The sequence below is a fragment of the Sphaerotilus hippei genome (genome assembly GCF_003201595.1).
GTDB classification, from domain to species: Bacteria; Pseudomonadota; Gammaproteobacteria; order Burkholderiales; family Burkholderiaceae_C; genus Sphaerotilus; species Sphaerotilus hippei.
The window spans coordinates 11165-29200 of the sequence record NZ_QJJS01000002.1 but is presented as its reverse complement, the minus strand read 5'-3'; the positions used below and the strand labels follow the sequence as shown (position 1 = coordinate 29200).

Sequence of the window (18036 nt, the reverse complement as noted above, 5' to 3'; positions counted from 1 at the left end):
GCATGCCAGCCGTGTCCGGCCGAGGCGGGCGTGGGCGCCGCCGCACGATCTCCGAGATCAACATGGTGCCCTTCATCGACGTGATGCTGGTGCTGCTGATCATCTTCATGGTCAGCGCCCCGCTGATGACGCCGGGGGTGGTCGACCTGCCCAGCATCGGCCAGGCCCAGCGCCAGCCCGACCGGGTGATCGAGGTCATCATCGACAGCAGCGAGCAGCTGCGCCTGAAGGTCGACGGCCAGCGCGCCGGCGCCGACGGCGGCACCGACGGCGGCCAGCGCATCGAGCTGAGCCAGCTCGCCCGCCAGGTGCGCGAGCTGCAGGAAGGCAAGGCGAATGCCCCCGTCATCATCGCCGCCGACAAGGGCGTGAAGTACGAGTCGGTGGTCAAGGTGATGGACACGCTGCAGCGCGCCGGCGTGCAGCGGGTCGGGCTGGCGGTCCGCACCACGGGGGCCTGAACTTGCACGATCCCCTCGTCTCCGCCGATCGTGGCGCCGGGCACGATGCCCTGCGCCAGCCCCCGTCGGTCGACGCCAACGGCCGCGGCACCGCGCTGGCCCTGGCCGTGCACGTCGGACTGGTGGCCGCGCTGGCGCTGGGCGTGCAGTGGCGCCGCAGCGACGTGCCCACTGCCAGCGCCGAGCTGTGGTCGTCGATCCCGCAGGTCGCCGCGGCCGCCGACGAAGGGGGCGCCCCGGCCGCGCCGGCCCCCGAGCCACCGCCCCCGCCGATCCCGGTGCCCGCACCCCGGCCCAGCCCGGCGCCGGTGCCCGCACCGCCGCCCCCTCCACCCCCGCCGCCACCGCCCCCTCCCAAGGCGCCACCGGCCCCGCCGCTGCGTGCCGTGCCCCCCGCGCCGTCACCGGCCGAGCAGCGTGAGGCCGACATCGCGCTGCGCCAGGCCGAGCGCCGCAAGGCCGCCGAACGTGAGGCCCGCGAAGAGCGCGAGCGTGAGCAGGCCCGCCGGCTGAAGGAGGAGAAGGCCGAGAAGCTCGAGGCGCAGAAGAAGAAGGAAGCCCGGCAGGAAGCCGATCGCCAGGCCGCCGAGCGCAAGGCGGCGGCCGACCGCAAGCTCGCCGAGCAGAAGGCGGCCGATCGCCGGGCCGAGGAGAAGAAGGCCGAGGAACAGAAGGCGCAAGACCGCAAGGCGGCCGAACGCAAGGCCGCCGAGCAGAAGAAGCTCGAGGCCCAGAAGGCTGAAGCGAAGAAGGCGGAAGAGAAGAAGGCCGAGGACCGCAAGGCCGAGGCGAAGAAGGCGGCGGAACGCCAGGCGGCCGCGGCCGACCAGAAGAAGGCCGACGAGCGCAAGGCCCAGGATCGCAAGGACGCCGAGCGCGACAAGGCGGCCGCGGCCGCCGACGCCAAGGCCGAGAAGGAGCGCATCGCCCGCCAGCGGGCCGAGCAGATCGAGCGCATGAACCGCCAGCTCGGCGGCAGCGGCTCGGGCGGCAGCGGTGGCAGTGGTTCGGGCACCGGCTCCGGCGCCGCCGGCAGCAAGGGCAGCCCGTCGGGCACTGGCTCGGGCGGGGGCAGCGCGGCCCAGTCGTCGGGCCCGAGCGCGGGCTACGAAGGCCGGGTGCGGGCGCGCATCCAGCCCAACGTGATCTATGCCGGACCGATCACCCCGGGCGTGGCCGCCGAGGTGGAGCTGAAGGTGGCGCCCGACGGCACCATCCTCAACAGCAAGCTGATCCGCTCCAGCGGCCTGGCGGAGTGGGACCAGGCCGTCGTGCGGGCCGTCGAGCGCACGGAGATCCTGCCGCGTGACGTCGACGGCAGCATCCCGCCGCGCATGATCATCACCTTCCCGCTGCGGCGCTGAGGCGGGTCGGCCCGGGACGCCGCTTCCACCATTCGGGGGGGGCGTCTCAAGTCGGCCGGAGGGGGCTCCGATAAAGCTGGCAGGTCCGGACGGTTCCGGACACCGCCGACTGCCCCCTCCATGATCTTCGACCGCGCCGACGACAACATCCTGCTGATCGACACCGAGTCCCTGCGCCTGGGCATGTTCGTGCACCTGGAGCTGGGCTGGCTGGACCACCCCTTCTCGCGCAGCCGCTTCCGGCTCGACCACACCGACCAGATCGGCACGCTGCGCCAGCTCGGCCTCAAGCAGGTCAAGGTGAGGCGCGACCTGAGCGATCCGGCGGCCTTCGCCGTCGTGCCGCCGGCCGCGGCCGCACCGGAGCCGGTCGTCACCCCGGCCGACACGGCGCCGACCGTCACGCCCGAGTCCACCCGCCCGGCCGTCGCGACGCAAGACCCCGAGCGGGCCCGCCGCCGCGCGCTGCTCTCGGCTCAGCGGCTGAGCCTGCAGCGCTGCGAGCGTGCCCATGCGGTGGCCTCGAGCGCCTGGCTGGGCGTGACCCGCGAGGTGGTGCGCGACCCGGCCACCGCCCACGAGACCGCGCAGGCGCTGGCGGGCGAGCTGGTCGAGGACATGATGCACGACGAGCACACCACGCTGCGCGTGCTCGGCGAGGCCGCGGGCACCGCCGCCTCGCAGCATGCGATCAACGTGGCGGTGCTGGCACTGATGCTGGCGCGTTTCATCGGCCTGCCCGAGGCGCAGCTGAACTCGGTGGCACTGGGCGCGCTGATGCACGACATCGGCAAGCACCTGCTGCCCGAGCACCTGCGCAACGTCAGCCCCGACCAGACCACGATGGTGCTGCGCGAGCGCCGCGAGCACGTGGCTCAGGGCGTGCGCCTGGGCATGGCCATGGGCATGGACCCGGTGGCGCTGCGCATCCTGGCCCAGCACCACGAGCTGCAGGACGGCTCCGGCCTGCCGCAGGGCCTGAAGGGCGACGAGATCGCGCTGCCCGCGCGCGTGGTGGCGCTGGTCGACCAGTACGACCGCCTGTGCAACCCGCGCCAGGGCAGCATCGGCCGCACGCCGCACGAGGCCCAGGCGCTGCTGTTCGCGCAGATGCGCGGCAAGCTCGACCACTCGGTGCTGGCCGGCTTCGTCAAGCTGATGGGCGTCTACCCGCCGGGCTCGGTGGTCGAGCTCAGCGACGGCCGCCACGCGCTGGTGACCGGCGTGCAGCCGGCCCATCCGCTCAAGCCCAGCGTGGTCGTGCACGACCCGAAGGTGGACCGGGACGTGGCGCTGCTGCTGCACCTGAAGGACCATGCGACCCTGTCGATCCGCCGCAGCCTGCATCCGCAGCACCTGCCGCGGGCGACGCTGGACTACCTGTCGCCGCGTGACCGGGTGCACTACTACTTCGCCCACGGTGGCGAGGCCGCCGCGGCGATCGCGGCCTGAGACACGGACGCGGCATGTCGAGCACCCCGGCCCGCCTCACCCCGCACGCACCTGCGGCGGCCCTGCCGGCCCACTGGCAGGGCCTGCTGGAGGCGCTGATCGAGGCCGCCTGCCTGGTGGACGGCCGCACGCAGCGCATCATCGCGGCCAACCAGGCCGCCGCCACGCTGTGGGGCCGCCCGCTCGACACGCTGGTGGGGGGCGACGTCATCGACCTCGCCGCCACGCCGGAGGACCTGCTGTTCTGGAGCCAGGCGGCGGCCGAGGGCGGCGGGCTGCATTCGGACACGCTGATCCACCGCGACGACGGCAGCGCGCTGGAGGTCGAGCGCCGGGTCAGCCCGATCCAGCTCGACACCGGCCGGCCGGGCTGGCTGGTGACGCTGGTCGACCAGTCCGGCCGCCGCCAGGTCGAGGACGAGCTCAGCCGGCTGGCCGGCGAGCTGGGCGCGACGCTGGACACCAGCCACGAAGCCATCCTGATCACCGACCTGTCGGGTGCGGTGCGCACCTACAACCGGGCCTTCGCCCAGCTGTGGCGGCTGCCGGACCTGCCGCCGCGGCTGTGCGACAGCGACCAGGTGCGGGCGGCCGTGCGCAGCACCATGCCCGATGCCCTCGACTACGAGCAGGCGCTGGAGCGGCGCCTGTGCAGCCTGCGCGACTCGGCCCACGGCTGCGTCAGCGACCGCCTGCAGCTGCGCGACCGGCGCGTGCTGGAGCGGCGCCTGCTGCCTCAGTACGGCCGTGGCCAGGTGGTGGGCTGGGTGCAGGTCTGGAGCGACCTGACGGCGGAGCTGGAGAACCAGGCCCGCCTGGCGCTGGCCTCGCGGGTCTTCGACAGCAGCCTCGACGCCATCCTGGTGGCCGACGCCGAGCACCGCATCGTCGCGGCCAACCCGGCGGCCGAGCGGCTGTGCGGCGGCAGCGCGCGGGTGCTGCGCTCGCTGCGGCTGGACCAGCTGCTGACGACCGACGGCGAGCCCGTGGCGCCCTGGCTGCGCCTGGCCGAGCGCCAGCAGTGGGAAGGCCCGCTGACGCTGGACACGCCACGCGGCCCGGTGCCGCTGCTGGCCAGCCTGGTGGCCCACGTCGCCCCGGCCGAGCTGGGCGACGAGCGCCCGGGCTGCATCGCGGTGCTGCGCGACGTCTCCGAGCGCCAGGCCTGGCGTCACCAGCTGCAGGAGCTGCGCCTGACCGACACGCTCACCGGCCTGCCCAACCGGCGCCGCCTCGAGACCCTGCTGCGGCTGGCGCTGCCCGACATCGACATCGACACGGCCGCCGACGGCGCGGCCGACCCCAAGCGCCCGGGCATGGCGCTGCTGCACGTCGGGCTGGACCGCTTCAAGCACATCAACGACACCCTCGGCCACCGCAACGGCGACCGGGTGCTGGTCGAGGCCGCCGCCCGGCTGCAGCAGGGCCTGCGCACCGGCGACACCGTGGCGCGGCTGGAGGGAGACCAGTTCGTCGTGCTGCTGCCGCGCTGCGACGCGCAGACCGCCGAGCTGATCGCGCGCCGGCTGCTGCAGCAGCTGGCCGCCGACTGGGTGCTCGACGAGCTGCGCCTGAGCATCGGCGCGAGCATCGGCGTGGCGCTGTTCCCCGGCGACGGCCGCCAGTCCCAGGACCTGCTGCTGCACGCCGAGCAGGCGATGCGCCGGGTCAAGCAGCGGCGCGGCGGCGACGTGCGCTTCTACCAGCCGCAGATGAACATCGACCGGCTCGCCCGCATGAAGCTCGACCACGCGATGCGCCGCGCGCTGCCGCAGGGCCGCTTCAGCCTGCACTACCAGCCGCAGCTGGACCTGCGCAGCGGCGCGCTGGTCGGCGCCGAGGCGCTGTGCCGCTGGCACGACACCGAGCTGGGCATGGTCTCGCCGGGCCATTTCATCCCGGTGGCCGAGGAGACCGGCTTCATCGCCGAGCTGGGCGACTGGGTGCTGCGCGAGGCCGTCGCGCAGGCCGTGCGCTGGCAGGCGCAGGGCCTGCGCCTGCCGGTGTCGGTCAACGTGTCGGTGCTGCAGTTCCAGCAGCCGGGCTTCGTGCAGCGGGTGGCCGAGGTGCTGGCCCACGCCGGGCTCGAGGCCCGCTGGCTGGAGCTGGAGCTGACCGAGAGCATCCTCGCCGACGACCTGACCCAGGTGCAGGGCCAGCTCCAGGCGCTGGCCGAGCTGGGCGTGACGCTGTCGATCGACGACTTCGGCACCGGCTACGCCAGCCTGAGCTACGTGCGCCACCTGAGCATCCACCGGCTGAAGATCGACCGCAGCTTCATCCAGCACCTGCCCGGGGACGCGGGCGACGCGGCCATCGCCCGCACCATCGTCGACCTGGCGCTGGCGCTGGGGCTGCGGGTCATCGCCGAAGGGGTGGAGACCGAAGCCCAGCACGCCCACCTGGCGGGCATCGGCTGCCACGACTTCCAGGGTTTCCTGTGCTCGCCGGCGGTGCCGGCGGCGCAGTTCGAGGCCCTGGCGCGGGGCCGGCTGGCCGCGCCCGCCGACCCGGGCACCCGGCGCATCGCCTGAGGTGCGGGCCGGCCCGCACCGGGCTCACTCGCGCAGGTCGATCACCGTCACGCGCACCTTGCGTTCCGCCGGGCCGCGGCGCACGGTCAGCTCCACCTGCGCATCCACGCCCGCGCGCTCGAGCTCGGTGACGAAGGTCGACAGCGTCTCGACCGGCCGGCCCTCGACCGCGACGATCACGTCGCCCAGGTCGCCGGTGCGGCGGTTGATCGGCTGCAGGCCGGCCTTGGCCGCCGGCGTGCCACGCCCCACCTCGGCCAGCACCACGCCACGCACCCCGGCACGGGCGACCAGGTCGGGGCGCATCGGCGTCACGCCGATGCCCGGCAGCGGCGCCCGGCCCTTGGCGATCAGTGCCGGCACGACCCGGTTGACCAGGTCGGCCGGGATCGCGAAGCCGATGCCCGACGAGCTGCCGCTGGCCGAGCGGATCGCGCTGTTGACCCCGATCAGCCGGCCGGCGCTGTCGAGCAGCGGCCCGCCCGAGTTGCCGGGGTTGATCGCCGCATCGGTCTGGATCACGCCGACCACCTCGCGGAAGTTGGCCGTCGGCAGTTCGCGGTCGAGCGCGCTGACCAGGCCCTTGGTCAGCGTGCGCTGCAGGCCGAACGGGTTGCCGATGGCGTAGACCGTCTGGCCGATGCGCAGGTCGCGCGAGCTGCCCAGCGGCAGCGGGCGCAGGCCCTGCGGCACCCGCGCGAGCTTGATGACCGCCAGGTCGTACTCGACCGCCCCGCCCACCGGCACCGCCTCGATCGCATTGCCCGCGTCGAGCTGCACGAACACCCGGCGCGCGCCCTGCACGACGTGGAAGTTGGTGACCACATGCCCCTGGCTGTCCCAGACGAAGCCGCTGCCCGCGCCCTGGCTGACCTCGGCCCCGCCCAGCGCGTTGCGCTGCACCGTCTCGGTGGTGATGTAGGCCACCGACGGCGCGGACTGCTCGAACAGGTTGACCACCGCCTGCTCCTCGGGCAGCAGGCTGCCGCGCGGGGCGACGCTGCGCGGCTGGGCCTCGCGGGCATCGCTGTGCAGGGTCACCAGCAGCAGGCTGGCCAGCCCGGCACCGGCCAGCAGGCCCAGGAAGCCGCGCCACAGCGAACGGCGCACCGTCTCGTCGCCCGGTCGCGGACCGGGTGTTGCCTGATCAAGCATTCAATCCTCCTTCCGGAATCCGGGCGCGCAGTATGCCGCGACCGTCCCGACGTTATGCTGCCTGCCGAATGACACGCCTGAAATCGACCCTGCTCTCCGTGCGCGACCTGCTGGCCACCGCCGGCCCGGTCGTGCTGCTCGCCCTGCTGCTGCTCGTGGCGGCCTACCGGGTGCTGGACCCGACGCCCCCGCGCCGCATGGTGCTGGCCACCGGCACCGACCAGGGCGCCTACGCCGAGTTCGGCCGCCTTTACCGCGAGGCGCTGCGGCGCCAGGGCATCAGCGTCGAGCTGCGCGCCACCCGCGGCTCGCTCGAGAACCTGCAGCTGCTGGCTCGAGGTGAGGTCGATGCCGCCTTCGTTCAAGGGGGCGCCGACGAGGTCCACGAAGGAGACGCCCCGCCCGCGCCCGACCTGCTCAGCCTGGGCAGCCTGTTCCGCGAGCCGGTCTGGATCTTCTACCGCGAGGACACCGCCCGGCGGCGCCTGAAGACCGCCACCGTCGACAGCCTGGCCCAGCTCGAGGGCTGGCGGCTCAACATCGGCCACCCCGGCAGCGGCGTGACCAACCTGATGCGCCGGCTGCTGGCGGCCAACGGGCTGGAGGCGCAGCGCCTGCAGCTCAGCCAGCTCGAGTCCACCCCCGCGGTGATGGACCTGCTGGCGTCGCGCCTGGATGCGCTGGCCCTGGTGTCGGCGCCGGAGTCGCCGCTGGTGCGCATGCTGCTGATCACGCCGGGCATCCGGCTGCTGGACTTCGGCCAGGCCGAGGCCTACTCGCGCCGCCTGCCGCAGGTCAGCCCGGTGCTGCTGCCGCGCGGGGTCGTCGACCTGGCGCGCGACCTGCCGCGCCAGGACGTGCGCCTGGTCGCCCCCACCGCCACGCTGCTGGTGCGCGAGCAGACCCACCCGGCGCTGCAGCAGCTGCTGGTGCAGGCCGCCCGCCGCATCCACGGCGAGGCCAACTGGTTCCAGCGCCCGGGCGAGTTCCCGCGGGCGCAGGCGGGCGAGTTCCCGCTGTCGGCCGAGGCGGCGCGTTTCTACGAGTCGGGCGAGCCGCTGCTGCAGCGCCACCTGCCCTTCTGGCTGGCCAACCTGATCGACCGCATGTGGGTGGTGCTGGTGTCCATCGTCGCGGTGCTGATCCCGCTGTCGCGGGTGGTGCCCCCGCTCTACACCTTCCGCATCCGCTCGCGCATCTTCCGCTGGTACGCGCTGCTGCGGCGCATCGAGGAGGAGGCCGGCGAGCCGCGCCACGACGCGCGGGCGCTGATGGACCGGCTGCAGGACCTCGACGACCGGGTGCAGGGCCTGAGCGTGCCGCTGTCGCATGCCGACGAGCTGTACTCGCTGCGCAGCCACATCGCGCTGGTGCGCCGCCGCCTGACGACCCTGCCCGAGGCGGGGCCGGCGCCGGTCCCGGCCGCCGCGGAGGGCGCCGATTCGCCACAATCCGGCCAGCACCCGGGCGCCCCTGGCGACCCGTCACCGGCGGCCTGAACGCTGCCCGGCCTCCCTCTTGCCCGAAAGACCCGCATGGACACCCGCACCGACCCGATCCGCCAGCGCCTGACCGAGCTGCGCCTGGCCCTGGCCCACCACGGACTCGACGCGCTGCTGGTGCCGTCGTCCGATCCGCACCTGTCGGAGTACCTGCCGGCGCACTGGCAGGCCCGCCAGCACTACTCGGGCTTCACCGGCTCGATGGGCACGCTGGTGGTGACGCGCGAGCACGCCGCGGTCTTCGCCGACAGCCGCTACTGGGTGCAGGCCGAGGCCGAGCTGGCGCACACCGGCATCGAGCTGGTGCGCATCCCGACCGGCGCGGCCACCCACCACATCGACTGGCTGTGCACCCGGCTGGCGCGCGGGGCGGTGCTCGGCGTGGACGGCGCGGTGCTGGGCCTGGCCGCCGCGCGCCAGCTCGGCGAGGCGCTGGGGCCGCGCGGGCTGACGCTGCGCACCGACCTCGACGTCTTCGCCGGCGTCTGGACCGACCGCCCCGCCCTGCCCGCGGCCCCGGTGCGGGAACACCGGGCGCCCGAGGCCAGCACGCCGCGCCGCGACAAGCTGGCCGTGCTGCGGGCGGCGCTGCAGCAGCAGGGCGCCAGCCACCACTTCGTCTCCACGCTCGACGACATCGCCTGGATCACCAACCTGCGCGGGGCGGACGTCGACTACAACCCCGTCTTCCTCGCCCACCTGCTGCTCGATGCCCGCGGCGGCACGCTGTTCATCGCCGCGGGCAAGCTGCCCGAGGCGGTGAGCGCCGCGCTGGCCGCTGACGGCCTGCAGGTCGCCGACTACGACGGCTGCCGCGCCGCGCTGGCCGCGCTGCCCGCCGACGCGGTGCTGCTGCTCGACCCGCGACGCATCACGCTGGCCTTCCGCGAGGCGGTGCCCGCCGCGGTGCGGGTGATCGAGGCCATCAACCCCAGCACGCTGGCCAAGAGCCGCAAGACCGCCGCCGAAGCGGCCTTCGTGCGCGAGGCGATGGTGCGCGACGGCGCGGCGATGTGCCGCTTCTACGCCTGGCTGGAGGCCGCGCTCGGCCACGAGCACATCAGCGAGCTGACCATCGACGAGCGCCTGAGCGCCGAACGGGCCCGCGAGGCCGGCTTCGTCAGCCTGAGCTTCCCGACCATCGCCGGCTTCAATGCCAACGGCGCCCAGCCGCACTACCGCGCCACCGCCGAGGCGCACGCGGTGATCTCCACGCCCGAGGGCCTGGTGGCCGAGGGCCTGCTGCTGATCGACTCCGGCGGCCAGTACCTGGGCGGCACGACCGACATCACCCGGGTCTGGCCGATCGGGCAGCCGTCGGCGCCGCAGAAGGCCGACTTCACGCGGGTGCTGCAGGGCACGATGGCGCTGTCGCGGGCGCGTTTCCCGCTGGGCACGCTGTCGCCGCACCTCGATGCGCTGGCGCGCGCGCCGCTGTGGCAGGCCGGGCTGGACTTCGGCCACGGCACCGGCCACGGCGTGGGTTATTTCCTCAACGTGCACGAGGGCCCGCAGAGCATCTCGCGCGCGCTGCCCGACGCCACCATGGCGATGCAGCCGGGCATGATCACCTCGATCGAGCCGGGGCTCTACCGGCCGGGCCGCTGGGGCATCCGCATCGAGAACCTGGTGCTCAACGTGCCGGCCGAAGGCGCGGCCGGCCACGAGGAGTTCGGCGAGTTCCTGGAGTTCGAGACGCTGACGCTGTGCCCGATCGACAGCCGCTGCATCGACCTCGAGCTGCTGCGCGCCGACGAGCGCGACTGGCTCGACCGCTACCACGCCCTGGTGCGCGAACGCCTGCTGCCGCGCGTCGACGGCGCCGCGCGCGACTGGCTGCTGGCCCGCACCGAACCGCTCTGACCGGCCGGCACACGGTTCTTCACGGGACCGACACGTCGGGCAAGCAAGCCACAACACCCGCGCACGACCATCTCCGCGGTCCGGATCATCCCGATCCGGCCAAGGAGCTGACAACGTGCTGGAACTGATGCTGGGCGCCCGAGTGCGCGCCATCCTGGGTAGTGTGCTGATCGCCGGACTGGCGGCAGGCTGTGGTGGCAACGACGACGACACCGACGCCAAGATCCGCCTGATCAACGCGAGTCCGGACTACGCGTCGCTGTCGCTGCAGTGGGACGGCAGCACCGTCGCCTCCAGCGTCGCCCTGGGCAGCGCCAGCGGCTACGGCTCGGTCGCCGCGGGCACCGAGACGACGACGCTCTACAGCAGCGACTCGGCCGCCGCGCTGGTGTCGACCGACCGCACCGTGGCCGAGAGCACGCCCTACACCATCGTCGCCTACGGCTGGGCCGGCGCGCTGAAGACGGTCATCATGACCGACAACGAGGAGGCGCCCTCCAGCGGTTATGCCAAGCTGCGGGTGTTCAACACCGCCACCGACGCGGGCTCGCTCGACGTCTACCTGACCAGCACCGACACGACGCTGGCCAACTCCAGCCCGGTGATCTCGGCCGTCTCCGGCGGCTCGTTCAACAGCACCGGCTACGTCAACGTCAACCAGGGCACCTGGCGCCTGCGCGTGACCAGCAACGGCAGCACCACCGACCTGCGCTTCGACCAGTCGGCGCTGACGCTGTCCAACCAGCAGGTCTACACGCTGATCCTGACGCCCACCACCGGCGGCGTGATGGTCAACACCATCCTGGCCAAGCAGGGTGACACCGTGACGGCCACCGACACGAAGCTGGCCCGGGCCCGCCTGGTGGCCGGCGTGGGCAGCACCAGCACGCCGACGGTCTCGGCCGTGCTGGGCGGCACGACGCTGAGCAGCGGCAGCAGCTCGCCGTCGGTGGGCGCCTACGTCACCGTGCCCACCGGCACGTCCAGCGCGCTGGACGTGAAGGTCAACGGCACGGCGCTGAGCACCACCTCGCTGGACGTCAAGGCCGGCGCCGAGCTCAGCCTGATGGTCGCCGGCGACGTCAGCGCCCCGCAGCTGATCGTGCTCGACGACGACAACCGCCTGCCAGCCACCAGCTACGCCAAGGTCAGGCTGGTCAACGGCACCTACGGCCTGGGCAGCGGCCTGTTCATGAGCGTGGACTACGCCGCCCTGGCCAGCGACGTGACCTTCGGCACCGCGTCGGACTACTCGACCATCGCCGCCACCGGCAGCACCACCTCCGTGCTCTCGGTCAGCAGCTCGAGCGGCTCGCTCTACGACGTCAGCGACCTGAACCTGCAGAGCAAGGGCATCTACACGGCCTTCCTGCTGGGCCTGTCGTCCTCGCCGCAGGGCGTGCTGCGCAAGGACCGCTGAACGACGCACGGGCCGGGGATCCGGGCCCGAAAGCCCGGGCCCCCGGCCCGTGAACGGCAACGGGCGTGCGCCCCCGGACCGGGGGCGCACGCCCGCTTCAGGACGGTGACTCGGTCAGAAGGTTTCCCAGTCCGCATCGGCGGCCGCGGCAGATGGCGCGGCCACGGGTGCCGCGGTCGGCGCGGAGACCCGACGGGCGGGCGCCGGCGCCACGGCCTGCCGGTTCATGACGGCCGCCGGCGTCACGCGGGGGGCGGCCACCGACCGGATCGGTGCCGCCGTCACCGGGGCGTGAACGGACCGCTCGTCGCGCCGGAAGGCCTGCACCGCGTCGGTCAGTCGACCGGCCTGGGTGTGCAGCGAATCGGCGGCGGCCGTGCTCTGCTGGACCAGCGCGGCGTTCTGCTGCGTCATCTGGTCGAGCTGGTTGATGGCCACGTTGATCTGGCCCAGCCCGCCGCTCTGCTCGGACGTGGCGGAGCTGATCTCCGCGATGATGTCGTTGACCCGCAGCACGCTGGAGACGATCTCGTCCATCGTCGCGCCGGCTTCCTGCACCAGGCGCGAGCCGCTCTCCACGCTGTCGACGCTGCTGCCGATCAGGCTCTTGATCTCGCGGGCCGAGCTGGCCGCACGCTGGGCGAGGTTGCGCACCTCGCCGGCGACCACCGCGAAGCCGCGGCCCTGCTCGCCGGCCCGGGCAGCTTCCACCGCCGCGTTCAGCGCCAGGATGTTGGTCTGGAAGGCGATGCCGTCGATCACGCCGATGATCTCGGCGATCTTGCGGCTGGACTGGCTGATGCCCTCCATGCTGCTCACCACCTGCGACACCACCTGGCCACCACGCTGGGCGGCGTCGGCGGCCGACGCGGCCAGCTGGTTGGCGGTGCGGGCCGAGTCGGCGGTCTGGCTGACGGTGCTGGTGAGCTGCTCCATCGAACTGGCGGTCTGCTCGATCGCGCTGGCGGCCTCCTCGGTGCGGCTGGACAGGTCCTGGTTGCCCACCGCGATCTGGTGGCTGGCCGTGGACATCGAGCCGGTCGCCATCTGCACCTCGCTGACGACGCGGGCCACGCGGGCGATCGCGTCCTTGAACTGGCGTGCCAGCAGGGTGTGGGCCGGCTCGTTCTCCAGGTGCAGGTCGATGTGCTCGCCGTCGGTCAGGCGCTCGACCAGCGCGCTCACCTCGTCGCCGGCGGCCATGTCGCTCTTCATGCGCTGCGCCATCACGATCTCGAAGCCGGCCTGCACCACCACGTAGCCGGCGTGGATCAGGATCTGGTAGAAGTTGGGCTCGGTCAGGCAGTAGACCCCGGCGCCCGAGGCCTGGAGCCGGTCGAACAGCACGTGATGCAAGGCGATGGTGAGCGCGCCGGTCACGATCACCGTCCAGTCGCGGTAGGCGATCAGCAGCGCCAGCCCCAGGAACACGCCGAAGTGGAACTCCGACATGCCGCGTGACAGGTCGATCTGCAGCGCCACCATCACCATCGTCGAGAAGGCGAACACATGGCGCGAGGCCGAGGAGGCCGGCGCCATCATCCAGGTGCCCACCGCCAGCATGCCGACCAGCACGCTGACCCCCAGGGCGAGCGGGAATCCGCCGAAGTACGAAGCCTCGGCCAGTGCGATCAGGCACTGGGCGGACAGGACGGCCAGCATGAACCGGTCGGCCCGCTGATGAGCCGCCTGCTGGCGACCGGTGGGGGCGGGTTGGGACATTCGTGAACTCCACAAGCTGAAAGGGAAAACTTCAGGGGGTATGTTCCCCCCGCCAGCCGGTTCGCGATGCGCCGAACAACTGCCGCCCGAGGCCCCAGTTCGTGCGCAGGCCTCAGAAGTTCTCCCAGTCGTCGCTGCCACGGGCAGGACCGGAATCGGAGCCCCGCGGCGGCGCGGGCGGAGGCGCCGACGGCGCGGGGGCACCGGCCGACGGCGCCTGGCGGGCCCGCTCGCGGGCATCGCTGATGGCGGTGTGGGCGGTCCAGGTCGCCTCCTGGGTCTGCTGCAGCAGCCGGAACGCGCCGACCACCTTCTGCAGGCGCTCGGCCTGCTGGCGCAGCGACTCGGCGGCCGAGGCGCTCTCGTCGACCAGCACCGCGTTCTGCTGCGTCATGTGGTCGAGGTGGGCCACCGACTGGTTGACCTGGCTCAGGCCCTCGCTCTGCTCGCCGGTGGCGGTGCTGATCTTGCCGATGATCTCGGTGACGCTCTGCACCGAGCTGACGATGGCCTCCATCGTCGCCCCCGCGTCGCGCACCAGCTTGCCGCCGGACTCGACCTTCTCGACCGAGGTGTTGATCAGGGTCTTGATCTCCTTGGCCGCGCTGGCCGCGCGCTGGGCGAGGTTGCGCACCTCGCCGGCGACCACCGCGAAGCCGCGGCCCTGCTCGCCGGCCCGGGCGGCTTCCACCGCCGCGTTCAGCGCCAGGATGTTGGTCTGGAAGGCGATGCCGTCGATCACCGCGATGATCTCGCTGATCTTGCGGCTCGAGGCGCTGATGTCCTCCATGTTGTGCACCACCTGGGCCACCACCTCGCCACCACGCTGCGCGGCGGTGACCGCGCTCTGCACCAGCTCGTTGGCGGTGCGGGCCGACGAGGCGGTCTCGCGCACCGTGCCCGAGAGCTGCTCCATCGAGCTGGCCGTCTGCTGCAGCGAGCCGCTGGTCTGCTCGGTGCGGCTCGACAGGTTGGCATTGCCCGCGGCGATCTGGGTGCTGGCCGTCGAGATCGAGTCGGTGGTCTCGCGCAGGCTGCCCACCATGGTGCGCAGCCGGTCCTGCATGCCGCCGATGGCCTGCTGCAGCCGGCCGAACTCGGCATCGTCGTAGTCGGGCAGCTGCTCGGTCAGGTCGCCACGGGCGATGCGCTCGGCCACCTCGATGGTCTGGCGCATCGGGCTGCGGATGCCGCGGATCAGCCATCCGGCCAGCAGCACCGCCAGCGCCGTCGACGCGCCGATCATGCCGATCACCCACCAGAGCTGGCGATCGGCCTGCTGCTGCGCCTGCACGAGCGCCTCGCTGTTGGTGCGGCTCATCTCGCGAGCCAGCTCGCGCAGCTGGTCGCGGCCGGCGTCACCGCCGGCCTGGCCCAGCAGCGTCTGGGCCTGCTGCAGGCGGGCGTTGTTGGCCTGCACCATGCGGCCCAGGTCGGTCTGGCTGGTCTGCAGGGCCGACCAGCCCAGCGCCGCGACCGCGCACAGCATCAGCACGATGAGCCCGAAGCCCAGGCTCAGGCGCGTGGTGACCGAGTGGCGGCCCAGCAGCTGGCGCGAAGGAGAGAGAAGCGACGACATCGGCGGCATACCCCGGAGATTTGGACGTTGCCGGGGATTCTGCTCACCCCCGGCCGGCCTCGAAGCGCCGATGTGCGGCGCGGACCGGGGTCAAAAGAGGCGATGGCACCGCGGCGTTCAAGCCGCCAGTCGCGCCCTCGGGCGAGCCGCCGCGCCTCAGCCGGGCAGGCGGTTCAGCCGCGCCGCGAGGGCCTCGCGCAGCAGGTCCTGCCCGGCCTGCAGGTGCAGGCGGGCCTGCGGCGACCAGCCCGGCCGGCCCGAGGCGGCCTGCAGCCGGAGCAGCAGCGCCTGGGCCTCGCTGCGGGCCAGCGCCTGGGCGTCGGCCCGGCCCTGCGAGGCCGGGCGCAGCAGCATCACCGCGAGCCGGCCCAGGTGGTCACGCTGCAGCTCGCGCCGCGCCAGCGGGATGTCGCCACCCCGCTGGGCCAGCTCCGACCACAGCACCCGCGCGAGCCGCTCGTGCAGCTCGACCAGGCTCAGCGAGGGCTCGCCCGGCGCGGTCTTGGCCTGGGCCGACAGCAGGCGCTGCACCAGCGCGTCGCTCATCAGCTGACCCAGCAGGCCACGCTGCAGCTCGAGCACCTGGTCGGCGGGGTTGTAGTCGGCGGTGTCCGCGCCCGGCCCGTCGGCACGCGCCAGGTAGTCGGGCGCGAGGCGGCGCTGCAGGGCCGCCGACACCGGCAGCGCGTCGGCCGCGAACACGCGGCTGGCGATCAGGTCGAGCGCCTCGAGCTGGCGGTCCGGCGGCACCGGCACCATCGGATCGCGGCCGCTGCCCGGCGCATCGCGCAGCATGCGGATGCCACCGATCTGGCGCAGCAGCACCGCGCTGCTGCGGGCCACGTCCCGCAGCGCGAACGAGACGGTGCGGCGCAGCCGTGCATAGCTGTCGTCGGCCCGCAGCGGCGTGGCCTCCAGCCGCCGGATCAGGTCGCCGGCGATGTCGAAGCGGCGGCGCACGAAGGCCACCGGATCGTCGCCCTGGTCGTTCTGCAGCGTCTCAGGATCCAGCCCGAACAGGCTGTCCTCGTCGGTGCCGAAGGCCAGTTCGGGCTCGCTGCTGCGGGCGGCGACGCGGGCCAGCTCGCCGGCCTCGTCGGCCGCCGGCCAGGTCCGGTAGGCGTACTCGATGGCCCAGTGGTCGTAGGGCCCCAGCGTGGTCTGGAACGGCGTGGGCGCCGGCTCGCCGCGGCGCGCCAGGTTGATCGGCAGGTACTCCATCACCGAGCCCGCGAGCACGGTGCTGGCCGGATCGGCGATCTGGCGCTCGCCATAGACCCGCGAGGCCCGGAAGTTGTGGCGCAGGCCCAGCGTGTGGCCGACCTCGTGCATCGTCACCTCCTTGAGGTAGGCCTGCACGAAGGCCTCGGCCTGCGGGCTGTCGGGCTCGATCCCGTCGCGCACGGCGGCCAGATCGAGCCCGTAGGCCAGCTGCTCGGCCGCCTGGTCGGCATGCTGGCAGGACGCGTCGTGCAGCGCGTGCAGCCCCTCGGGCCGGCTCGCGAAGGCCGGCAGGTCGGCACTGGCCGCGTCGAGCAGCGCACGGTCGATGTATTGCGTGCGGTAGGCCCGCACGCCGCGCGAGGACAGGCTCTCGAGCGCGATGTCCGCATCGAGGATCTCGCCGCTGCGGGGGTCGACATGGGTCGGCCCGATCGCGCCGAACTGCGCCTGGGCATTGGTCATCCAGCGCACCGAGGCCTTGCCGGTGTCGAGCGTGTCGTCGCGGGCGTCGTCGGGCTGGACCTGCACCCGGATCGCGTCCTTGAAGCCGATGCGCTCGAAGGCCCGGTTCCACTCCAGGATGCCTGCGGTGATGGCTGCGCGGTAGCCCACGGGCACGCTGCGGTCGATCCAGTAGGTGATCGGCTGCACCGGCTCGGACAGCGCTGCCGCGGGATCACGCTTGTCCAGGCGCCAGCGGTTGACGAAACGCTGGCGCGGCGTGCGCGCCAGGTCGTCGCTGAAGTCGCTGACCGAGGTGGTGAAGTGGCCCAGGCGGGCATCGGCGCGGCGCGGGGCCATCGGCGTGGCCGGCAGCCGGGTGATCGAATACTGCACCTTGACGAACAGGCTGCGGGCGTCGGGCAGCATGTCGGGCACGCTGGGCGCCGGCGCCCCCGGAGCCGTCGACGGGCCCGGGCTGGCGAGGCTGCCGGTGGCGTAGTGGTTCTGCACCTCGATCACCAGCTCCTGCGGCTGGCCGCGCACGCCGGTGATGGCCGAGTGGCGAACGTCGTGGCCATAACCCTGGCGGAAGCTGCGCTGCAGCTGCATCGCCACCCCCGGCATGTCGCCGAGGAACAGGGAGTTGGCCTCGACCAGCACCGTGCGGCGCTCCGGATGGGGCAGGCTGGCCAGCGTGGTGCTGCCCAGCAGGCTGGGCGAATACGCCGCCGCCACCGCCCGCGCGGCCGGCGTGCCGGCGCGCGCGACCGACTCCGCGTTGCGCGCGATCATCTGCACCTGCTGGTGCACACGCCGGAACTCGATCCACTGCGGCCCGCCGAACGGCCCGAAGCGCCCGGCCATCAGGCCGCCAAGCACCCCGGCCTCGCCGATGCCGCTGGCCAGCTTGGGCGACAGGAAGAACGGCCGGTCGAAGTCCTGCTCCGACAGCTCGATCCAGACCTTGTCGTCCTTCTGCCAGGCGTCGAGCACCCCGGGGATGCGGCGGGCCTGCTCGATCACCCGGGCGAACGGCGGCAGCGCCGGGGCCGCCCCGGGGCGCACCGCGGCCGCACCGGGCGCCGACGCGACCGAGGCCGACGACGCCGCCGGGGCCGGAGCACCAGCACCAGCACCAGCGGCCGGCGCGGTGGCCGGTGCGCTCGCGCAGGCGCCCAGCAGCAGCACCGACGCCGCCAGCAGCGTCAGGCGCCAGGGTCGGGCGGAAGAAGAGGTCGGCTCACCGCCGGATGCGGCGCTCGAAGATCGGGTCATGCAGGCTCCAGCCGGGACGGACGAGACCATCGCGCGGGGGT

11 protein-coding genes are annotated in these 18036 nt (G+C 73.3%); 7 read left to right on the top strand and 4 right to left on the bottom strand.

The annotated features are described in order from the left end of the window. Positions 1-2: 2 nt before the first annotated feature. From C7444_RS02115 to C7444_RS20845, 4 genes are all read left to right on the top strand, one after another. Positions 3-461 carry an ExbD/TolR family protein gene (locus C7444_RS02115; protein WP_110399194.1) on the top strand — a complete coding sequence of 153 codons (459 nt, stop codon included), beginning with the start codon at positions 3-5 and terminating at the stop codon, positions 459-461. 2 nt (positions 462-463) lie between these two features. Further along, positions 464-1825 carry a cell envelope integrity protein TolA gene (gene tolA, locus C7444_RS02110; RefSeq protein ID WP_110399193.1) on the top strand — a complete coding sequence of 454 codons (1362 nt, stop codon included), beginning with the start codon at positions 464-466 and terminating at the stop codon, positions 1823-1825. 120 nt (positions 1826-1945) lie between these two features. Continuing rightward, positions 1946-3277, top strand: coding sequence for a cyclic di-GMP phosphodiesterase (locus C7444_RS02105; protein ID WP_110399192.1), 1332 nt, complete (start codon positions 1946-1948; stop codon positions 3275-3277). A gap of 14 nt (positions 3278-3291) precedes the next feature. Beyond that, the gene (locus C7444_RS20845) at positions 3292-5811 is read left to right on the top strand and encodes a sensor domain-containing protein (protein ID WP_110399191.1); all 2520 of its coding nucleotides are present in this window, start codon (positions 3292-3294) and stop codon (positions 5809-5811) included. Between the two features lie 24 nt (positions 5812-5835). Here C7444_RS20845 and C7444_RS02095 read toward each other — a convergent pair whose 3' ends face one another. Continuing rightward, entirely contained in the window at positions 5836-6966 is a 1131-nt protein-coding gene (locus tag C7444_RS02095; protein ID WP_110399190.1) for a S1C family serine protease, read from the bottom strand. Positions 6967-7034: 68 nt separating this feature from the next. On the opposite strand from C7444_RS02095, the gene C7444_RS02090 reads away from it, so the two are divergent. The 3 genes from C7444_RS02090 (at position 7035) to C7444_RS02080 (ending at position 11751) form a co-directional block, all read left to right on the top strand. Continuing rightward, complete coding sequence (locus C7444_RS02090; protein ID WP_110399189.1) at positions 7035-8465, top strand: TAXI family TRAP transporter solute-binding subunit; 1431 nt, start codon at positions 7035-7037, stop codon at positions 8463-8465. 36 nt (positions 8466-8501) lie between these two features. Next, positions 8502-10331, top strand: a complete 1830-nt coding sequence (locus tag C7444_RS02085; RefSeq protein ID WP_110399188.1) for an aminopeptidase P family protein — start codon at positions 8502-8504, stop codon at positions 10329-10331. Between the two features lie 115 nt (positions 10332-10446). Continuing rightward, entirely contained in the window at positions 10447-11751 is a 1305-nt protein-coding gene (locus tag C7444_RS02080) for a DUF4397 domain-containing protein (RefSeq protein ID WP_110399187.1), read from the top strand. Between the two features lie 114 nt (positions 11752-11865). Here C7444_RS02080 and C7444_RS20840 read toward each other — a convergent pair whose 3' ends face one another. The 3 genes from C7444_RS20840 to C7444_RS02065 form a co-directional block, all read right to left on the bottom strand. Further along, the gene (locus tag C7444_RS20840) at positions 11866-13473 is read right to left on the bottom strand and encodes a methyl-accepting chemotaxis protein (RefSeq protein ID WP_110399186.1); all 1608 of its coding nucleotides are present in this window, start codon (positions 13471-13473) and stop codon (positions 11866-11868) included. 112 nt (positions 13474-13585) lie between these two features. Continuing rightward, a complete protein-coding gene (locus C7444_RS02070) occupies positions 13586-15052 on the bottom strand; it encodes a methyl-accepting chemotaxis protein (RefSeq protein ID WP_245909368.1) in 1467 nt (488 codons plus the stop codon). Positions 15053-15208: 156 nt separating this feature from the next. Continuing rightward, positions 15209-17995 carry a zinc-dependent metalloprotease gene (locus C7444_RS02065; RefSeq protein ID WP_110399184.1) on the bottom strand — a complete coding sequence of 929 codons (2787 nt, stop codon included), beginning with the start codon at positions 17993-17995 and terminating at the stop codon, positions 15209-15211. Positions 17996-18036: the final 41 nt, after the last annotated feature.